We start from the raw sequence: 18116 nt of genomic DNA, 5'->3' as shown, positions 1-18116 counted from the left end.
TTTGTGGTGTTCACAAAATCCCTTGTGGGAGCGAGCCTGCTCGCGAATGGCGAAGGCACATTTTCAGACATTTCATTGGTTGACGATCCCGAACCGGCAGCTCAGTCTGCCGGTTCTCTTTTTTGTCGCGGGGGTGGTCGATGCCTTTCTTTACGGTGGACGGACAAGCGCTGCATTACATTGATCAAGGCACAGGCCCGGCCGTGCTGCTGGCCGGTAGTTATCTGTGGGACCAGGCGATGTGGGCGCCGCAGATTGCCGCGCTGTCGCCGCACTACCGGGTGATTGCGCTGGACCTCTGGGGCCATGGTGAATCGGGGCGCTTACCGGATGGCACGACATCGCTGGATGACATTGCCCGTCAAGCGCAGGCGTTGCTCGATCATCTGGATATCGACCAGGTCACTCTGGTCGGCCTGTCGGTCGGCGGCATGTGGGGCGTGCGTCTGGCACTGTCGGCACCACAGCGCCTCAACGGCCTGGTGCTGATGGACACCTACGTCGGCGTAGAGCCCGAACCCACACGTCAGTATTACTTCTCGCTGTTCAAGCAAATCGAAGAAAGCGGTGAGATCAGCGAGCCGTTGCTCGACATCGTCGTGCCGATTTTCTTCCGCCCGGGCATCGATCCACAGTCGGCGCTGTATCAGGACTTCCGCGCAAAACTGGCGGGTTATTCCGCTGATCGCCTGCGTCAAAGCATCGTGCCGATGGGGCGCATCACGTTTGGCCGTGATGACCTGTTGCCGCGTCTGGGCGAATTGAATGCCGCAACTACGCTGGTAATGTGTGGCGATCAGGACAAACCACGGCCACCGTCGGAAGCACAGGAAATGGCCGAGCTGATCGGTTGCCCGTGGGTGCTGGTGCCGGACGCGGGGCATATCTCCAATCTGGAGAATCCCGAATTTGTCACGGAGGTGTTGTTTACCTTTCTCAGCGAGCGCAACCGACACACCGAGTAATCGGTCATCATCGGAACGCGCCTGAAGACAAGTCCGCTCCCACAGTGACCGAAGTGATCAAAAAATTCTGTGGGAGCGGGCTTGCCCGCGAAGAGGCCGGATCAGGCAATAAAGAGCCCGGCGTTACTTAGGCCCGAGAATCTTCGCCAACTTGTCCGGCGAAGGCGCGCCTTGTTGCTGTTGCAACTCGCCCTTGTCATCCATGTAGAAAATCGCCGGAGTCGCCTGCAATTCCAGGTCTTCCATCAACTGCATGTTCGCTGCCAGTTTGCTCTGCACCGCTGCTGGAATGTCTTTCAAAGCCTTGAGCGAGCTGCCCTTGCCAGCCTTTTCGTGATCTTCCAGAGCCTTGGCCGGATCCTTGGCTGCCAGCAGCGCGGCGGATTTGCCCGGGCTGTCTTCGCGGATGATGCCAACCATGATGTGCCGCAACTGCACCTTGCCGGACTTGACCCAAGGTCGGGCCTGCTCCCAGAACATGTTGCAGTAAGGACAGTTCGGATCGCTGAACAGGTACACGGTGCGTGGCGCATCCTTGTTGCCGTCCTGAATCCAGTTGCTCGCCTCGAACTTGGCCCAGACTTCCTTGGCCAGCGGTGCGTAGACCAGTTTTTGCAAGGGTTCGCTGCTCAAGTCTTTGCCGTCGGCGTCGTACAGATTGCCCAGCAGCACGTGTTTACCGTCCGGCGTCAGGTACAGCGCCATGCCACGGTTCTGGTATTGCGCGGCATAACCGCGCAAACCGTCCGGGGCGTCAAACTGACCGACGATTTTCGCGCCTTTGGATTCGATCTGCTTGATCGCCGCAGGCAGTTCTTCGGCGGCCTGAACCGACGGCAGTTGCAGCAGGGCAGTGCCCAGGGTCAGCGTCAGCAGGTGGCGGAGGCGGGGCATGGCAGTTTCCTTGCAGAAGTGGCGGGTGTGGCAGTCGTATGGGGGTTCGGGGTGTCGAAGTTTTCCAGGGCGCGGGCCAGGCTCGCGTTGGATAACTCGCCCAGGTGGCTGGCCAACAGGCGACCATCAGGGCTATAGAACAGGGTAGTCGGTAATGCCATGGAGCCCACGGCCTGACCCAATCGGCCGCTGCGGTCGAACAGTACGTTGGTCAGACTCAGGCCCTGGGTTTCGAGAAACGTCGCCACGCTTTGCATGCTTTCGGCTTGATTGACGAACAGGAAGGTCAAGTCCGGACGTTGCTGTTGGGCGTTTTCCAATACCGGCATTTCGCGTCGGCAGGGTGGGCACCAGGTCGCCCACAGGTTGATCACCAGTGGACCGCCCTGATAGTCGCTGAGCTGGATCGTCTCTCCGGCAGCGTTGCGCAGAGAAATATCCGGTAGCCGAGTGCCTTGTTCGTAGATGTTCAACGACAGCGTCGCGAGCAACCAGAACACCACACCGCTGGCCACGCCAAACCCGAGTGGTCGACGCAGACCCGGGCGGCGCCAGCCGCGATACAGTGCGGCGAGCAGCAAGACGATCACCCCCGGCCAGGCGAGGAAACCGCCATCGCGCAGGTCAACGATCTGCCAGGGATCGTTGCGATAGTGCGACCAGTACACCGCCACGAAAGCGATGCGCGCCGCCAGCATGCCCAGCAGAAACAGGCCGAACAGCGCCGACTCGGGATTATCGCCACCGCGTTTCGCCACCCGCCAGCCGACGAAGGTCGCCAGTGCCAGTGCACTGATCAGCAGCAGGTGGTTAAGCGCGATGGCAAAGGTGCCGAGGGTGAAAGTCAGCATTAGTTGGCGTCTCGGGTGGTGGTCCAGCGTTGCAGAAACGTCTCGGCATCGACTTCACCGGTGATGCGCTGGCTGCGGCGTTCTTCGCCGTCGGCACCGATCCACACGAAGCTCGGCGGCCCCGGCACTTTGTAGCGGCCGAGCAGTTCACGGCTGGCGGCATTGTCGGCGGTGACATCCAGGCGCAGCAGGCGTACGTCGCTCAGTGCCTGCATGACCTTGTCCTTGCCGAATACCTGTTTCTCCATGACTTTGCACGACACGCACCAGTCGGCGTAGTAATCGAGCAGTACCCATTGGCCTTGAGCCTTGGCGGTATCAAGTTCGCGTTGCAGCGCTGCCGGGTCCTTGATCGTGATGAACGCGTCATGACCACTGGCTGCCGCACTGGCAACACGGCCGCCGCTGTAAACCTGCAACGGCTGATACGGATCGTCGCTACCGCCCGCCGCACCGATCACCAGCAAACTGCCCCACAACCCGAGCAGCAATCCCGTAGCGCCGAACAATTGGGCGACACGGCCAAAGCCTTCGGACTGTTTCCAGGCGCAATAAGCCGCGATCAACAGCAGGGCGCCGCACAGGCCGAGCCACAACGATGCGTCCAGTACCGGGCGCAACATCAGCAGTGCCGTGGCAAGGAACAGGAAACCGAACACGCCTTTGAGCAGGTTCATCCACTCGCCGGGTTTTGGCAGGAAGCGATTACCAACGGTCACCAGCAGCAACAGCGGCACACCGATGCCGATCCCCAGCGAGAACAGAATCAACCCGCCGTGCAGCGCATTGCCGCTTTGCGCGATGTACAGCAACGCACCGGCCAGCGGCGCCGTCATGCATGGCCCGACCAACAGGCCCGACAGCGCGCCGAGCACACCGGCGCCAATCAGGCTGCCGCCGCTACGACTGCGCGAGGCGTGCTCCAGCCGATCACGCAGCGCCACCGGCAATTGCAATTCAAAGAAGCCGAACATCGGCAGCGCCAGCACCACGAATACGGCCGCGAAGGCGCCCAGCAGCCACGGATTTTGCAACCACGCCTGCAAGTTCGCCCCGAGCAGCGCGGCGATCACGCCCATCGCCGCGTAGACCAGCGCCATGCACACCACATAACTGCCAGCCAAGGCGAAACCCCGGCGCGGCGTCGCGCCACTGCCGACAATCATCCCGGCAAGAATCGGCAGCATCGGCAACGTACAGGGAGTGAACGCCAACAGCAGGCCGAGGCCGAAAAACACCAGCAGGCTCCAGCCCAGCGCCCGTTGTTGCAGGCTGCTGGCGAGGGCTTGATCCGGAGCTTCGGCACCAGCCGCCGGGGCCGCTTTGCCGCCCAGGTCAATCACCCGGGTTTGTGGCGGATAACACAGGCCAGCATCGGCACAGCCTTGATAACTGACTTTGATCTGACCGGTGGCCGCCGCCGGGATCTTCACTTCCAGGCCTTGGCGATAGACCGGTTGTTCACCGAAAAACTCGTCGCTGTGGGATTCGCCTTCGGGCAAGACTGGCTGCTGATCAGCGGCCAGACCGTCGAATTTCAGGCGTTTCTGATACAGGTAATAGCCATCGGCAATCTGCCAGAACAGCTGGTTCTCACCCGATTCCAGACGTTCGGAGGTGAGGACGAACGCCTTGTCGACCGGCAAGAATTCCGGTTTTGTCTCGAAAGGATTATTTCCCGCCTTGGCCAGGCCCGAGATCAGCAGTGCAAACAAAAGAAAAAAATGACGCATGGAGGAGCCTTGTCCCTGTGCAAGTGAGGAGCACAATGGGCGGTGGCGATTAACCGATGATTAACCGCCACGCCCTTGTCGCAGTGGCGTTGGGGGCCATAATGTCAGCTTAATCGGCCAACGGCCTAATCTGCGTTTTTCTACGGGACTCACCATGCACGTACTGGTTTGCGAAGACGATGAGCTGATCGCCAGCGGCATCGTTGCCGGTCTCACGGCCCAGGGGCTGACCGTCGAACACGTCAATACCGCGTCCAAGGCGCGGGCGATGCTCAAGGTGGCCGAGTTTGATGTCATGGTGCTGGATCTCGGCCTGCCCGACGAAGATGGCCTCAAATTACTGCAGCAACTGCGCCAGAGCGGTCTGGAAATTCCGGTGCTGATTCTGACAGCGCGCGATTCGGTCACCGATCGGGTCGATGGCTTGCAGGCCGGCGCGGATGATTACCTGCTTAAACCGTTCGATCTGCGTGAACTGTTCGCACGTCTGCAAACCTTGTTGCGGCGAGTGGCCGGACGTAGTGTCAACCTGATCGAACACGGCGCGCTGACCTACAATCCGAGCAGCCGCGAAACCACCCTGGCCGGACAACCCGTGGATTTGTCGCGACGCGAACAATCACTGTTACAGGCGTTGTTGCACAATCGCGGCCGGGTGCTGTCGACCGAGCAGTTGAAGGATAGCGTCTACGGTTTCAACGACGAGTTGGAAAGCAACGCGCTGAATGTGCATATCCATCACCTGCGCAGCAAACTCGGTAAAGGCATCGTCGAAACCGTACGCGGTCTGGGTTATCGCCTGGGCCCGGCCGATGGTGGAGATCAAGGCAAGTGATGAGCCTGCGACTGCGCCTGAGCCTGACCCTCGGCGCTGCGTTCGCGCTGATCTGGGCGCTGGCGGCAGCCTGGATGCTCAGTGATCTGCGCAACCAGATGATGTTTTCCCTCGACCAGCGTCTGGTGGCATCGGCGCGCATGGTTGCCGGGTTGCTGGAACAATTGCCGGCGTTGCCGAGCAAGGGCGAGGGCACTCATTTCAGTGCCGAGCAACTGAACATTCCCGGCGGCATGGCGTGTCAGGTCAGTTCGCTGCGCGGGGAAATTCTTGCCCGCAGTCACAACCATCCCGAACAAGCGCTGGAGGCCGAGAAAATGGGCTTCCACGACCAGATCATCGACGGAGGACCATGGCGCAGTTTTACCCTGGCTCGGGGCGATGTGCGGATTACCACAGCGGATCGGCAAATCGAACGCGAAGCCCTGAACATGTCGATCCTGCTGGCGGCTTCGGTGCCGGTGGGTGTGGCGCTGCTCGGCTGTCTGTGCCTGCTGTGGCTGGGCATCGGCCAGGGTCTGGCACCGCTCAACCGTTTGCGCGAAGCCTTGATGCGGCGTAATGCCGACTCGCTTGAGCCTTTGCAATTGCAGTCGTTTCCCAGCGAATTGAAGCCGTTGCTCGACACCCAGAATCAACTGTTCCAACGCATTGGCAAGACGCTTGAGCGTGAGCGTCGACTGACCGGTGACGCCGCTCACGAACTGCGCAGCCCGCTGACGGCGATCAAGACGCACCTGCAAGTGGCGCGCATGACCGACGGCACTGCCCGCGATCAGTCGCTGGCGCGGGCCGAGGAGGGCGCCGACCGTTTGCATCGCACGCTTGAGCAACTGCTGTTGCTGGCACGGGTGGAGGGCAGCCTGTCGTTCGACGATGGTTCGCAATGCAGCGCCGAGCAAGTGGCCAGGCTGGCAATTGCGGACGCCACAGGCGGCGAGCGTCTGCGGATCAAATTGCAACTGCCGTCCGAGCTTTCCACTGCGCCGTTGCACATGCCCGCGGTGCTGTCGATTGCTGCGCTGCGCAATCTGCTCGATAACGCTCTGCGTCATACCCCTGAGGACTGTGCGGTGGAGTTGCGTCTGGAAACCATCGGCAACCGTGTGCGTTACGTCGTGCGTGACCATGGCCCGGGTATTGCGCAGGATGATCTGCAGCATCTGACCCAGCGCTTCTGGCGCAACGGCCAAAGCACCGGCTGCGGCCTCGGCCTGGCGATTGTCCAGGCGATCGTTCAGCGTTGCGACTGCGCCCTGCATTTCGACAGCCGCCCGGATGGTCTGCGGGTCGAGTTGACCATGCCGTTGCAAGCGATCTGAATTCGCCACTATCCCTTGTAGGAGTGAGCCTGCTCGCGATAGCAATCGTTCAGTCCCATGAGTGTGGAATGAACCGACGCTATCGCGAGCAGGCTCACTCCTACAGGGGGGGCGCACATCAAATGTAACCTCTCTCCATTAGTCATTCCGTGGCGGTGCCGTTAAGGTCGACGCAGCTTTGACTCAATGGATTGAGGGGACAGCGCCATGGAAGCACCCATCTGCATGCGTCCAGCCATTCTGGCTGACGTCGGTATCATCAGCCGTATCATCGAACGCTCGATACGCTTCGGTTGTGCACTCGATCACCGCAATGAGCCCCACCTTGTCAGCGACTGGATCGGTCAGCAATCCGCCGATTTCATCAGTGCCCGGCTTGCCGATCCGCGCTTCTACCTGAGTCTCGCCTTGCTGGCGGACAAACCGGTCGGCGTCGGCATGGCCCAGGCCAGTGGCGACATTGTGCTTTGCCACGTTCAACCGGAATCCTTTCGCCGGGGTGCAGGGCGGGCGCTGATGAACGATCTGCAAGGCTGGCTGCAGGTGCGTGGCGTGCTCCATGCGCACCTCAACAGCACGCGCACCGGCGAAGCGTTTTATCGCCATCTCGGCTACCGCGAAGCTGCCCCACGCCTCTTGCACAAAGGCTTGCAGATCCTGCCCATGTCCAAGCCGCTGGCAATGTCCGGATGATCCGTCGATCAAGGGGCTAAATCCTCACCTCGCTTAAGCGTTTCCAGAACAGGAAAACCTGCAAGTGCGCCCCGCGACCGGAATGCGCACCTGTCCGGTGTGCTGTTTTGGTCACTATCCATAGCGAATTGAGGGGTCGAGAGATGTCAGTCGCCACCAGCCTTATCGAAGAGTCGTCGGCCCGGGTCAGCTCGGCGCCAGCGGAAACGTTGTATCAGTTCAATGAGTCGCCACTGCTGGCCCGTCAGGCCCGGCAGGAATCCAATGCCCGCAGCTATCCGCGCCGCATCCCGCTGGCACTCAAACGCGCCAAGGGCCTGTATGTCGAAGACGTCGAAGGGCGCATCTTCATCGACTGCCTGGCCGGCGCTGGCACGCTGGCACTCGGACATAACCATCCGGTGGTGATCGAGGCGATCCAGCAGGTGTTGGCCGATGAACTGCCACTGCACACACTGGACCTGACCACGCCGGTCAAGGATCAGTTTGTCCAGGATCTGTTCGGTTTGCTGCCGCCGGCACTGGCGTCGCAGGCGAAAATCCAGTTCTGCGGCCCGACCGGCACCGATGCCGTGGAAGCCGCACTGAAACTGGTGCGCACCGCCACCGGGCGCAGCACCGTGCTGTCGTTCTCCGGCGGTTATCACGGCATGAGCCAAGGGGCTTTGAGCCTGATGGGCAGTCTGGGACCGAAAAAACCGCTGGGTGCCTTGCTCAGCAGCGGCGTGCAATTCATGCCGTTCCCGTATGACTACCGTTGCCCGTTCGGACTCGGCGGCGAGGCGGGTGTGAAGGCTAACCTGAGCTATCTGGACAACCTGCTCAACGATCCGGAGGCCGGCGTGCAATTGCCGGCGGCGGTGATCGTCGAGGCGGTGCAGGGCGAGGGCGGGGTGATTCCGGCCGACATCGAATGGCTGCGCGGCTTGCGCCGCATCACTGAAAAGGCTGGCGTAGCCTTGATTGTCGATGAGATCCAGAGTGGTTTTGCCCGCACCGGCAAGATGTTCGCCTTTGAGCACGCCGGTATTGTTCCGGACGTGGTGGTGCTGTCCAAAGCCATTGGTGGCAGTCTTCCGCTGGCGGTGGTGGTTTATCGCGACTGGCTCGACACCTGGCAACCGGGTGCCCACGCCGGCACGTTCCGTGGTAACCAGATGGCGATGGCCGCAGGTTCCGCCGTGATGCGTTATCTGCTCGAACACAAGGTCTGCGAGCACGCCGCTGCCATGGGCGAGCGCCTGAGCGAACACCTGCACATCCTGCAGCGCGACTTCCCGCAACTGGGGGATATTCGCGGCCGAGGCTTGATGCTCGGCGTAGAGCTGGTCGATCCAGCGGGCACGCCGGATGCGCTCGGCCATCCACCCGCGTTTGCGCGTCTGGCGCCACTGGTGCAGCGCGAATGCCTCAAGCGCGGCCTGATTCTGGAGCTGGGCGGTCGTCATGGTGCCGTGGTGCGATTCCTGCCTCCGCTGGTGATCACCGCAGCCGAAATCGACCGCGTCGCCGAGATTTTCGGCCGTGCATTGGCTGCCGCCACCGCCGCTGTGTAAATTTTTCGCCGCGCCGAACGTTCTTTCTACATACCCGGCTGTACCCGACGTGCAGCCCACCCTTACAACGATGGAGAACCAGCATGACGTCAGTATTCGACCGCGAGGACATCCTCTTTCAGGTCGTGGTCAACCACGAAGAGCAGTACTCGATCTGGCCCGACTACAAAGCCGTGCCGGAGGGCTGGCGAACCGTGGGCAAGAGCGGCCTGAAAAAGGAATGCCTGGCCTACATCGAAGAAGTCTGGACCGACATGCGCCCGCTGAGCCTGCGTCAGAAGATGGAAGGGCAGGCCGCCGCTCAATAAGCTGACCGGCAAAAAGAAACCCGCTGGACTGGTGACAGTCAGCGGGTTTTTTCATGGCTGGAATTTGTGCTGCCTTATAGGGCCCTATCGCTGGCAAGCCAGCTCCCACAATGATTTGAGGCGGGAACGGCATCTGTGGAACACCGCAAACCCCTGTGGGAGCTGGCTTGCCAGCGATGAACGATAACTAGGTGCAACTGAAGTTATGCGCCGCTCAAACCCTTGAGCAGCAGATCCACATTCCCTTCCAGCTCGGCCACCGGATCCGCCGCATCGGTACTCAGCACCACCAGATGACTGCCGGACTCGGCAATCGCCGCTTTGACCGCGTCCGAAGGCTGCCGGTGATGCAACACCACCGCCACATCATTGTCCTTGAGCGTCGCCGTCAATTGCTTAAGATCCTCCGGCGTCCACTCGCTATCAGGACGTGGATCCTGCCCGGTCAGTTCCAGGTTCAGGCTGCCGATCAGATAACCGAAGTGATCGCTCAGACTCATCACGCTCAGGTTGTCGGCACTGGCCAGACGCGCCTCACTGTCAGCGCTGAGTTTCAGCAGGCGCTGTTTCAACGCTGCCAGATTCGCTTCGATCTGCGGTTTGGCAGCCGGTGCCAGACGCACCAGATCCGCCGCCATCACGTCGGCCATGCGCCCCATATTGTTGCTCGCCAGCCACGGCTGACTGTTCAAACCATCGACCTTCGAGCCTGGTTGTACAGCGATGCCGGGCAGGGCACCGTCGACCGGGCGTGCGGCATCGACCTCAACGATACGGATGTTGCTGCGCCGGGCGATCGGATACAGCGGATCATCAGCCCACAGTGAGCGCACGCCGATCACCGCGTCGGCACCCGTGGCCAGTTTGTTCAGCGCCGGGGCGCCGCGACCGGTGAAGTAGGCGGTCTGTCGACTGCCCGGCAAATTTGCCGGCGCGGCGCGTTCCAGATTGACGTCAGTACCCTTGAGCAGCACTTCGCCCAGGCCGTAGGTGATCGGTAGCGAGGCCAGAACCCGCAAGGGCTTGCTGCTTTCGGCGGCCATCAACGGTGTGCAGACCACGCCGCACAGGGCCATGGCCAGGGTCAGGTTGCGCAATGAAAAAGTCATTTATCCAAGATTCCCTTTCAGACTCGGGACAACCCCGCGCGCGATGGCGGCGAGGGCGAAAGCAATGCCGGCGACCAGAATGATCGCGGCGCCGGACGGGATCGGCAGATCGAATACGATGGGGGCGAGAATCCCGCACAACGTGCTGACGGTGGCGATCAGCACCGAACACCAGAAAAAGCCCTTGAGCGACTGGCTGAGCAAGCGTGCCGCCGCTGCCGGAATCACCAGCAGGGCGCCGACCAGAATCGCGCCGATGACTTTCACCGCCGCCACGGTGATCAGCGTGACCAGAATCACGAACAGGTAATCCAGGGTCTTCACCGCCACGCCGCGCACGGCCGCCAACTGCGGGTTGAAACTGGCCAGCATGATGCGGTTGTACAGCGGCAGGGCCAAAGCCATGACCAGTGAGCCGACGATTGCCAGTACCGCCAGATCATTGCCATTGACGGTCAGGACCGAACCGAACAGTACGTTTTCCAGAATGTGCACGTTGATCTTGCCCGCGAGAATCAGCAGCAGACTCGCGCCCAGCGCCAGCGATACCGACAGGAACACGCCGATCAAGGTGTCCGGCGCCAGGCCGGTGCGGTTGCGCAGGTAATTGAGCAGGATGCCGAACAGCAGGCAGTAGCCGAACAGGCTGCCATACGGCCCGGTGTAGGGTTCGCCGAGCAGAATGCCGATGGCCACCCCGGTCAGCGCCGCGTGGCCGACCGCTTCGGAGAAAAACGCAAAGCGTTTTACCACCACCAGTGTGCCGAGGCCTCCAAGCACCGGGCCGATCAACAGACCGGCGAGCAGCGCGTTGACCACAAAACCATAGGCCAGCGCTTCCGGCAGGTAACCGGAGGACGCCCAGCCCTGAACCATCAAGCGAAAAGCTTCATAACTCATCAGATAGCGCTCCGTGGATGGGTGGAAAACAGGCTCAGCAGACGTTCCGGGGTCAGCGCCTGTTGCGGTGTGGCATCGAACAGCACGCGGCGGTTGAGGCCGGTGACGCGATTGGCCAGACGCCCGACCGCCTCCAGATCATGTTCGATCCACAGCACGGTGATGCCCGCCGCGCGCCAGTCGCCGAGCAGGCGTTCGAACACCTGGATCCCGGCCTCATCGAGGGCCGACATCGGCTCATCCAGAACCAGCAATTGCGGGGCAGGGATCAGGCCTTGGGCGAGCAGCACGCGTTGCCGTTCGCCGCCGGACAGTGCGCCCATGCGCCGTTTGCGTTTGTCCTGCATGCCGACCCGTTCCAGCGCCTCGCCGATGGCGCCGGCGTAGTGCTTGCTCAAGCCGAGAAACGCCGGGCGACGCTGGCACATCGCGGCCATGAAATCGTCGACGGTCATCGGCAAGCCGCGATCAAACTCCAGCGCCTGCGGCACGTAGCCGATGGTGCCGGGCTCGCCGGGCCATTGCAGGCTGAGCTGGCCCTGATGCGGCATCTGCCCGAGCAAGGTCTTGATCAGCGAACTCTTGCCGCCACCGTTGGGACCGACCAGCGCATGCACACTGCCGGGCTGAACCTGGAAGGTGACCTTGTCCAGAATCGTGGTGCGACCCAACGTCAGACAAATGTCCGCAAAATCCAGCGTCGGCCCGGATACCTGTGGGAGTGAGCCTGCTCGCGAAGACGGAGTTTCATTCAATAAAGATGTTGGCTGATCGGGCGCCATCGCGAGCAGGCTCGCTCCCACAGGGGATTTGGCGGTGTCGGAAAGTGTTTCTTTTGCAGTCATGCGCCCGACTCCTGAATCGCCCGCACCACGGTGTTGAGGTTGCCGGTCATTTCCTTTTCGTATTTGTCGGCGGTGTATTCGCCGTAGGAAATGTGCGACAGCGGGTACAGCTTCACTCCCGACTCACGCTGAATGGTTTCGACGTAAGTGGACGGGAAATCCATTTCCGAGAAAATCACCTTCACGTCCAGTTCGCGCAGTTGGTCGATGGTTTTCTTCAACTGGCTGGGGCTCGGCTCGATACCGTGTGCGGGTTCGACCACGGCCGTCACCTCCAGGCCGAATTCGCGCAGCAGATAGTCGTAAGCCGCGTGGACGGTGGCGACACGCAGTTCGGCGTTCGGTGCCTGGGTCAGTTTGGCCAGCGCATCGGCACGCATCTGTCGCAGACGTTTGCCGTAGGCGCGGGCGTTCTGGGTGTAGGTCTTGGCGTTTTCCGGGTCGAGTTTGCCCAACTCCCGGGCGATGTTGTTGACCTGTGCGATGGAGGCGCTGATCGACAGGAACGTATGCGGGTTGACCACTTTGCCGGCGCCACGTGCGGCAACTCCGGTGGCGGCCAGCAGCGGCACGTTTTCGTTGGCCTCGATGGTTTTGATGTTCGGTGTTTCGCTGGCGGCGATCATGCGGTCGGCGAAATCGTCATGGCCAACGCCGTTGAGCACGATCACGTCGAGACCGCTGATGCGCTTGATGTCTTCGGCGCGAGGCTCGTAGGCGTGCGGATTGAAACCGGCCGGGATCAACGGGACGACATCGGCCTTGTCGCCGACGATGTTCGCCACATAGCTGTAATAAGGATGCAGGGTAATGCCGATGCGCAGGCGTTTGGCCTCATCGGCACTGGCCAACGGGCTCAGCAGACAGGCGCAAAGGCCAACCAGGAACAGACGCAATAAAGGACGACGAGGCGATGAAATGGACATGGGCAAACGGTCTTCTCTCGGTGGAGGGCGAGGAATCAGTGGCGATGTTCGCGGGTAACCCCGGCATCGTATTGCGTGACGATCTGTTTCCAGCCAGCGGCAGACAGTGCGGCGTCGGTCAGATCCTGAGGCGCCGTGAGAGCGGCGTCACGGTTGAGCCAGATATCCGGCGCAGCCTTGTCGTCGCTGCCGACGCGCATCAGAAACGAGCCGGCACTGGCAGGCGTCTGGCTGTGACCGAAGTAAGCGGTGTCTGCCAGCATTTGCCAGGCATGACCGCCACGGCTTACGGAGCTCGCGTCCTGCGCAAACGGCGCAAAGCCTTCGTCGGCAAGAGTCTGTGGCGTCGGCAGGGTTTTCTGCTCTTCGCGCAGCAAGCGGATTTCGTCCAGCGTCACCCGCAGATCGGCGTAAATACCTTGTTCGGCGGCACTGAGGTCGCGACGGGCATCGAGTTGATTGCCGGCGACCGGCTCCGGCTCATGGGACACCCCGCGCCACGCCACCACGGAACCGGCCAACGCGAGGATCAGCAGGCACAGCAGCAGGACGTTGAGGGTTTCATGACCGGCGCCGGCCGGGCGCACGATTTGTGTGGTGGGCGTGCTCATGGGGCTTCGATATCCGCTTGGTCGATTTCGACGACATGGCCGGGACCCGCGTCGAACAGCACATAAAATTCGGCGCCGGGCTTCTTGAACGTCAGGGTCGAATCACTGCCGAGCTTGCCCGGCACCAGAATGGTTTCGTCATAGCCGATCACGTCGAGGGTCACCCCGGGTGCGCCACTGCCGTCAGAAAAACCACCGGTGCATTTGATCTGTTCGTCATCGACGGCTTTGCATTCGCACATCGGGTTATGCGCCAGCGCGCCGGTACTGAAACCGGCGCACAGCACCAGCAGCACGGCGCTCAGTCGCAGACGGGAAGGATGTTTGGCGTGGCTCATGGTTTGGCTCCTTGTTTGTTCAGCCAGGCGATGGTGGCGGGGGAGGCCTGTCTCAGAGGGATCGAGGCCTGATGCATGCTGCCGTCCCAGCCTTCCATGGTGATCCACAGTTCGGCGTCGGTTTTGGTCTTTTCCGGCACCAGCAACTGAGTGCCCATGCGGTACGGCGTACCGAAGAAGATCACGCCGGCGGCGCGCAGGCTGCGCGGTTTGCCGATGCGCAGGTAAGTCGCCTTGACCTGTTCGACACAGTCGTTGCACAGGGCCGCACTGAAATCTTTCATATAGCCGGCGGGGCCGTTGAGCGGTGCTTCGTTGCGCAGTTCAGCCAGGCGCAGGCTCCACGGGCCGACCTGAATGTCACCGATCTCGCGTTCGCCCAGGCCACTGTCACCGCGAAACAGGGCGACATCGGCAAAGTACTTGGGCATGAAGCCCAGCGGGATCAGGAGCAGCAGGACATTGATGTGGAAGCGCCATTTGTGCCAGAACTGGCGCAGCCGTGACGGTTGAGAGGCAGTCATGGTTTTGCTCACAGGTCGACCTCCGACAGTTCACGGTGCATGGCCGGTTGTGCCTTGACTCGCTGTTTTTTGTTTTCACGCTTGAGCGCATTGGCGGTCGCCAGTGCGGTACGTTTGGTCCAGATCAACAGGCCGCTGAGGACCATCATGCTCAGCAGCAAACCGAAGAAGAACCAGATCAGTTTGATCCACAGGCCACCGAAGTCCCCGGTGTGCAAGGGACGCATCGACTCGGTGACGAACTCCAGCGAAGTACGATCGGACAGCAAGCGCGTGGCGGCGAGTTCACCGTTGTAAGGGTTGAGCGTTGCAGTCTGGAACATCAGCGGATACCAGCCGCGGCCACCCAGGCTCAAGTGACTGTAGGCATTGCCTGGCAGGCTGACGAAACTGACTTCGAGGCCGGGAATCTGCTGCTCGGTGATTTCGATGGCACGGTCGAGGCTGATTTTTGCCGGTGGCGTGGCGTCAGCCGAGATCGGTACGCTTTCGCGCGACAGTGCCGGGATGATCGGTTCGCTGGACCAGGAAATATGGTTGTCCGAGAGCAGCGCCTGAATCATGAACCAGGTGCCGGTCACGGAAATGACCGCGATGAACCAGATCGACCAGATTCCGCTGAGGCGATGGAAGTCACCCCAGAAGATCCGCGCACCGTGGCGAATGCGCAGGGTCGGGCGCAGGAAACCTTTCCAGAAACGCTTGTACACCACCAGACCGGTGACCAGCGAGGCAAGCATCGGCAAGCCGAGGAACGACACCAGATACCAGCCCCAGCTGTAACCGTTGGTGAAGGGTACGAGCCACCAACCGTGCAGGGCCCGCGTGAATGCCTGGAAGTTGAAGTCGGGAGCGGGGCCTTGAATCACGCCGGTATACGGGTTGACGTAAACGGTCTGCGAGCGTCCGTCCGGATAGCTGATGCTGACATCCAGGGCAAAGTGCGATTCGTCCGGTCGGCTGATGCTTTCGACGATCGTCTGCGGCTCGGCTTTCTTGATCTCGGCCAGAATCTGATCGTAGCTGAGCAGCGGGGCATCATCCGCCGGCTGGCTGGCGCGCATTTGCGGGTTGGCCAGCCAGACGATTTCCTGACTGACCACCGCCAGCGTCCCGGTCACGCAGACGATCAGGACAAAAAACCAGATCGGTAACGCCAGCCAGCTATGCACCAGGAACCATAGTTTGGAACGGGATTTCTTCGACATGATTACGCGTCTTGTTTTCGGTGGAAGGGAGCGTGACTGCGGGCTTCGCAGCACGGGAACCCCCGAAAGGCGCTCGTGGCTTTTGCCTACGCGAACGGCCTGCATCTCTATAGGACGAACAAGCGAGGCAAATCCCGAAAAACGATATGAAAGTAAATGTTTCGCACTTCGCCCAATCCCCATGCCCCCTGTAGGAGCTGTCGAGTGAAACGAGGCTGCGATCTTTTGATCTTGAAATTCAGGATCAAAAGATCGCAGCGTGCCGCAGCTCCTACAGATCAAACACGATTCATGGACGACGCCATCACTGTCTGCCGATTGATGGCTGCTCCCTGCTGCCTATGATGGAACTCACCCGGATTGCCTGAGTGAGCGCCCTGATGAGCCCCAGAACCCTTTACGACAAACACATCGATTCGCACACGGTGTGTCGCCTCGACGATCAGGGCCACGTCCTGTTGTACATAGATCGTCAGGTAATCAACGAGTACACCAGTCCGCAGGCCTTCAGCGGTTTGCGCGAAGCCGGGCGTGATGTCTGGCGCCCGGGGACGGCGCTGGCGGTGGTCGACCATGTCAACCCGACCGCACCGCAGCGTGTCGCGGCAATGCCTGATGCCGGTGGCGCGCGGCAAGTCTCGTATCTGGCGGAAAACTGTCGGGATTTTGGCATCGAGTTGCTCGACATCCTCGACAAGCGCCAGGGCATCGAACATGTGATCGCCCCGGAGCAGGGTTTTATTCTGCCGGGCATGGTGATCGCCGCCGGCGACAGCCACACCACCACCTATGGCGCGCTCGGCGCTTTCGGTTTCGGTATCGGCACCTCGGAAATCGAGCACCTGCTGGCCTCGCAGACGCTGGTCTACAAACGCTTGAAGAGCCTGCGCGTGACAGTCGATGGCGAACTGGCGCCGGGCCTGACCTCCAAGGACGTGATCATGGCGCTGATCGCCCGGATCGGTGCGTCCGGGGCCACCGGCTACGCCATCGAACTCTGCGGTTCGACCATTGATGCCCTGAGCGTCGAAGCGCGCATGACTATCTGCAACATGGCGGTCGAGGCCGGTGCACGCGGTGCGTTCATGGCGCCGGACGACAAGGTATTCGCCTATCTCAAAGGAAAACCGCGTGCGCCTGAAGGTGATCTGTGGGAGCGCGGACTGGCAGCGTGGCGTCAGTTGCGCAGTGATCCGGGGGCGCGGTTTGAGCGAGAAATTCACCTCGATGCGAGCCAGCTGGAACCAATGGTCACCTGGGGCACCAGCCCGGATCAGGCCGCAGCCATCGGCGCGCGAGTGCCGGACCCACAGGACATCAACGACCCGATCCTGCGTCAGGACATGCGTCGTGCGCTTAAGTACATGGGCCTTGAGGCGGGAATGGCACTTGGCGATATCGTCATCAGCCATGCTTTTATCGGTTCATGCACCAACGCCCGGATCGAAGATTTGCGTGACGCCGCCAGCGTCGTGCGCGGGCGGCAGGTGGCGGCCCATGTGCGGGCGATGATCGTGCCGGGCTCCAGCGAAGTCCGCGCCCAGGCTGAAGCCGAAGGGTTGGCGCAAATCTTTATCGACGCCGGTTTCGAATGGCGCCAGTCCGGCTGCTCGATGTGCCTGGCGATGAACGACGATGTTCTGGCTCCCGGCGACCGCTGTGCCTCCAGCACCAACCGCAATTTCGAGGGCCGTCAGGGCGCCGGTGCGCGCACGCATCTGATGAGCCCGGCAATGGTCGCTGCCGCTGCGATCAGCGGTCGACTCACCGACATCCGTCACTTTGGAGAACGCCCATGAGCCTGCAACCCTTCACTCAGGTCAGCGGCCAGGCCGCAGCGCTGCTGGCGGCCAACGTCGACACTGACGTGATCATGCCCAAGCAGTTTCTCAAAGGCATCGATCGCCAGGGGCTGGATCGTGGCGTGTTTTTCGATTTGCGTTTTCTCGCGGATGGCAGGCCCAATCCTGCGTTCGTGTTGAACCAGTCGGCGTGGCAGGGCGCGAGTTTTCTGCTGGTCGGGCCGAATTTCGGCTGCGGCTCCAGCCGTGAACATGCGGTGTGGGGCTTGCAGCAGATGGGTATTCGCGCGTTGATCGGCAGCAGTTTTGCCGGGATTTTTTATGACAACTGCCAACGCAACGGGGTGTTGCTGATTTCCCTGGAAGAGGCGCAGGTCCAGCAGATCGCGCACCAGATCAATCAGCCGGACACTGCGCGGATCAGTATCGACCTGGAGGTACAGCAAATCAGTCTGGCCGATGGCGCGGTGATCGATTTCCAGATTGATACGCTGCGCAAGACTGCGTTGTTGCTGGGCCTGGATGCCATCGGCAGCACCTTGCAACGCCGCGAGCAAATCAAAGCCTTCGAGCGTGAGCATCTGGCCGCCAATCCCTGGCTGAATTGAACACATGACCTGTGGGAGCTGGCTTGCCAGCGATGAGGCCGGTACATCCAGCATTTGCATTGACTGAACCGACGCCATCGCTGGCAAG

19 protein-coding genes are annotated in these 18116 nt (G+C 61.2%); 8 read left to right on the top strand and 11 right to left on the bottom strand.

Annotated features, from left to right (window positions below; translation table 11 throughout):
* Positions 1–140 precede the first annotated feature (140 nt).
* A complete protein-coding gene (locus ACIOWE_RS09945; protein ID WP_401390423.1) occupies positions 141–965 on the top strand; it encodes an alpha/beta fold hydrolase in 825 nt (274 codons plus the stop codon).
* A 123-nt stretch (positions 966–1088) separates the two neighbouring features.
* On the opposite strand, the gene dsbG is transcribed toward ACIOWE_RS09945, so the two are convergent.
* Genes dsbG through dsbD form a run of 3 tightly spaced genes read right to left on the bottom strand, consistent with a single transcriptional unit; the run spans position 1089 to position 4443 of the window.
* Positions 1089–1859 (bottom strand): thiol:disulfide interchange protein DsbG, encoded by a 771-nt coding sequence (gene dsbG, locus ACIOWE_RS09940; protein ID WP_401390421.1) that lies wholly within the window; start codon positions 1857–1859, stop codon positions 1089–1091.
* Positions 1835–2710: a TlpA disulfide reductase family protein gene (locus tag ACIOWE_RS09935; protein ID WP_201237398.1), complete on the bottom strand. Its 876-nt coding sequence runs from the start codon at positions 2708–2710 to the stop codon at positions 1835–1837. The genes dsbG and ACIOWE_RS09935 overlap by 25 nt, the downstream gene beginning before the upstream one ends.
* Positions 2710–4443: a protein-disulfide reductase DsbD gene (gene dsbD, locus ACIOWE_RS09930; RefSeq protein WP_401390417.1), complete on the bottom strand. Its 1734-nt coding sequence runs from the start codon at positions 4441–4443 to the stop codon at positions 2710–2712. The genes ACIOWE_RS09935 and dsbD overlap by 1 nt, the downstream gene beginning before the upstream one ends.
* Positions 4444–4597: 154 nt before the next feature.
* Here dsbD and ACIOWE_RS09925 point away from each other — a divergent pair, with 154 nt between their 5' ends.
* The 5 genes from ACIOWE_RS09925 to ACIOWE_RS09905 all read left to right on the top strand — a co-directional run bounded on the left by ACIOWE_RS09925 (position 4598) and on the right by ACIOWE_RS09905 (position 9157).
* Entirely contained in the window at positions 4598–5278 is a 681-nt protein-coding gene (locus ACIOWE_RS09925) for a response regulator (RefSeq protein WP_201237400.1), read from the top strand.
* Positions 5278–6600, top strand: coding sequence for an ATP-binding protein (locus tag ACIOWE_RS09920; protein ID WP_401390414.1), 1323 nt, complete (start codon positions 5278–5280; stop codon positions 6598–6600). Before ACIOWE_RS09925 ends, ACIOWE_RS09920 begins: the two co-directional genes overlap by 1 nt.
* A 207-nt stretch (positions 6601–6807) precedes the next feature.
* Positions 6808–7293, top strand: coding sequence for a GNAT family N-acetyltransferase (locus ACIOWE_RS09915; protein ID WP_401390411.1), 486 nt, complete (start codon positions 6808–6810; stop codon positions 7291–7293).
* Positions 7294–7436: 143 nt separating this feature from the next.
* Entirely contained in the window at positions 7437–8849 is a 1413-nt protein-coding gene (locus ACIOWE_RS09910; protein WP_401390408.1) for an aspartate aminotransferase family protein, read from the top strand.
* An 83-nt stretch (positions 8850–8932) separates the two neighbouring features.
* Entirely contained in the window at positions 8933–9157 is a 225-nt protein-coding gene (locus tag ACIOWE_RS09905; RefSeq protein WP_003226665.1) for an MbtH family protein, read from the top strand.
* A 203-nt stretch (positions 9158–9360) separates the two neighbouring features.
* Here the strand turns inward: ACIOWE_RS09905 and ACIOWE_RS09900 are convergent, their stop codons facing one another.
* Genes ACIOWE_RS09900 through ACIOWE_RS09865 form a run of 8 tightly spaced genes read right to left on the bottom strand, consistent with a single transcriptional unit; the run spans position 9361 to position 15618 of the window.
* Positions 9361–10266, bottom strand: a complete 906-nt coding sequence (locus ACIOWE_RS09900; RefSeq protein WP_401390405.1) for a metal ABC transporter substrate-binding protein — start codon at positions 10264–10266, stop codon at positions 9361–9363.
* Positions 10267–11166, bottom strand: coding sequence for a metal ABC transporter permease (locus ACIOWE_RS09895; protein ID WP_007917717.1), 900 nt, complete (start codon positions 11164–11166; stop codon positions 10267–10269).
* Positions 11166–12011, bottom strand: coding sequence for a metal ABC transporter ATP-binding protein (locus ACIOWE_RS09890; RefSeq protein WP_401390403.1), 846 nt, complete (start codon positions 12009–12011; stop codon positions 11166–11168). The genes ACIOWE_RS09895 and ACIOWE_RS09890 overlap by 1 nt, the downstream gene beginning before the upstream one ends.
* Positions 12008–12937 (bottom strand): metal ABC transporter substrate-binding protein, encoded by a 930-nt coding sequence (locus ACIOWE_RS09885; RefSeq protein WP_401390400.1) that lies wholly within the window; start codon positions 12935–12937, stop codon positions 12008–12010. The genes ACIOWE_RS09890 and ACIOWE_RS09885 overlap by 4 nt, the downstream gene beginning before the upstream one ends.
* Positions 12938–12972: 35 nt before the next feature.
* Positions 12973–13548 (bottom strand): DUF6162 family protein, encoded by a 576-nt coding sequence (locus ACIOWE_RS09880; RefSeq protein WP_401390397.1) that lies wholly within the window; start codon positions 13546–13548, stop codon positions 12973–12975.
* A complete protein-coding gene (locus ACIOWE_RS09875) occupies positions 13545–13886 on the bottom strand; it encodes a hypothetical protein (RefSeq protein ID WP_401390394.1) in 342 nt (113 codons plus the stop codon). The genes ACIOWE_RS09880 and ACIOWE_RS09875 overlap by 4 nt, the downstream gene beginning before the upstream one ends.
* The gene (locus ACIOWE_RS09870) at positions 13883–14410 is read right to left on the bottom strand and encodes a thiamine pyrophosphate-binding protein (protein ID WP_401390391.1); all 528 of its coding nucleotides are present in this window, start codon (positions 14408–14410) and stop codon (positions 13883–13885) included. The genes ACIOWE_RS09875 and ACIOWE_RS09870 overlap by 4 nt, the downstream gene beginning before the upstream one ends.
* Before the next feature lie 8 nt (positions 14411–14418).
* A complete protein-coding gene (locus tag ACIOWE_RS09865; RefSeq protein ID WP_401390388.1) occupies positions 14419–15618 on the bottom strand; it encodes a PepSY-associated TM helix domain-containing protein in 1200 nt (399 codons plus the stop codon).
* A gap of 380 nt (positions 15619–15998) precedes the next feature.
* Here ACIOWE_RS09865 and leuC point away from each other — a divergent pair, with 380 nt between their 5' ends.
* Both leuC and leuD read left to right on the top strand, forming a co-directional pair.
* A complete protein-coding gene (gene leuC / locus ACIOWE_RS09860) occupies positions 15999–17417 on the top strand; it encodes a 3-isopropylmalate dehydratase large subunit (RefSeq protein WP_401390385.1) in 1419 nt (472 codons plus the stop codon).
* Positions 17414–18028, top strand: coding sequence for a 3-isopropylmalate dehydratase small subunit (gene leuD / locus ACIOWE_RS09855; protein WP_401390382.1), 615 nt, complete (start codon positions 17414–17416; stop codon positions 18026–18028). The genes leuC and leuD overlap by 4 nt, the downstream gene beginning before the upstream one ends.
* The last annotated feature ends 88 nt before the right edge of the window (positions 18029–18116 follow it).

Origin of the sequence: Pseudomonas sp. NPDC087598 (assembly GCF_044743525.1) — a bacterium.
Lineage (GTDB): Bacteria > Pseudomonadota > Gammaproteobacteria > Pseudomonadales > Pseudomonadaceae > Aquipseudomonas.
The sequence above is the reverse complement of the archived record's forward strand: the minus strand, read 5'-3'. Positions and strand labels throughout refer to the sequence as shown.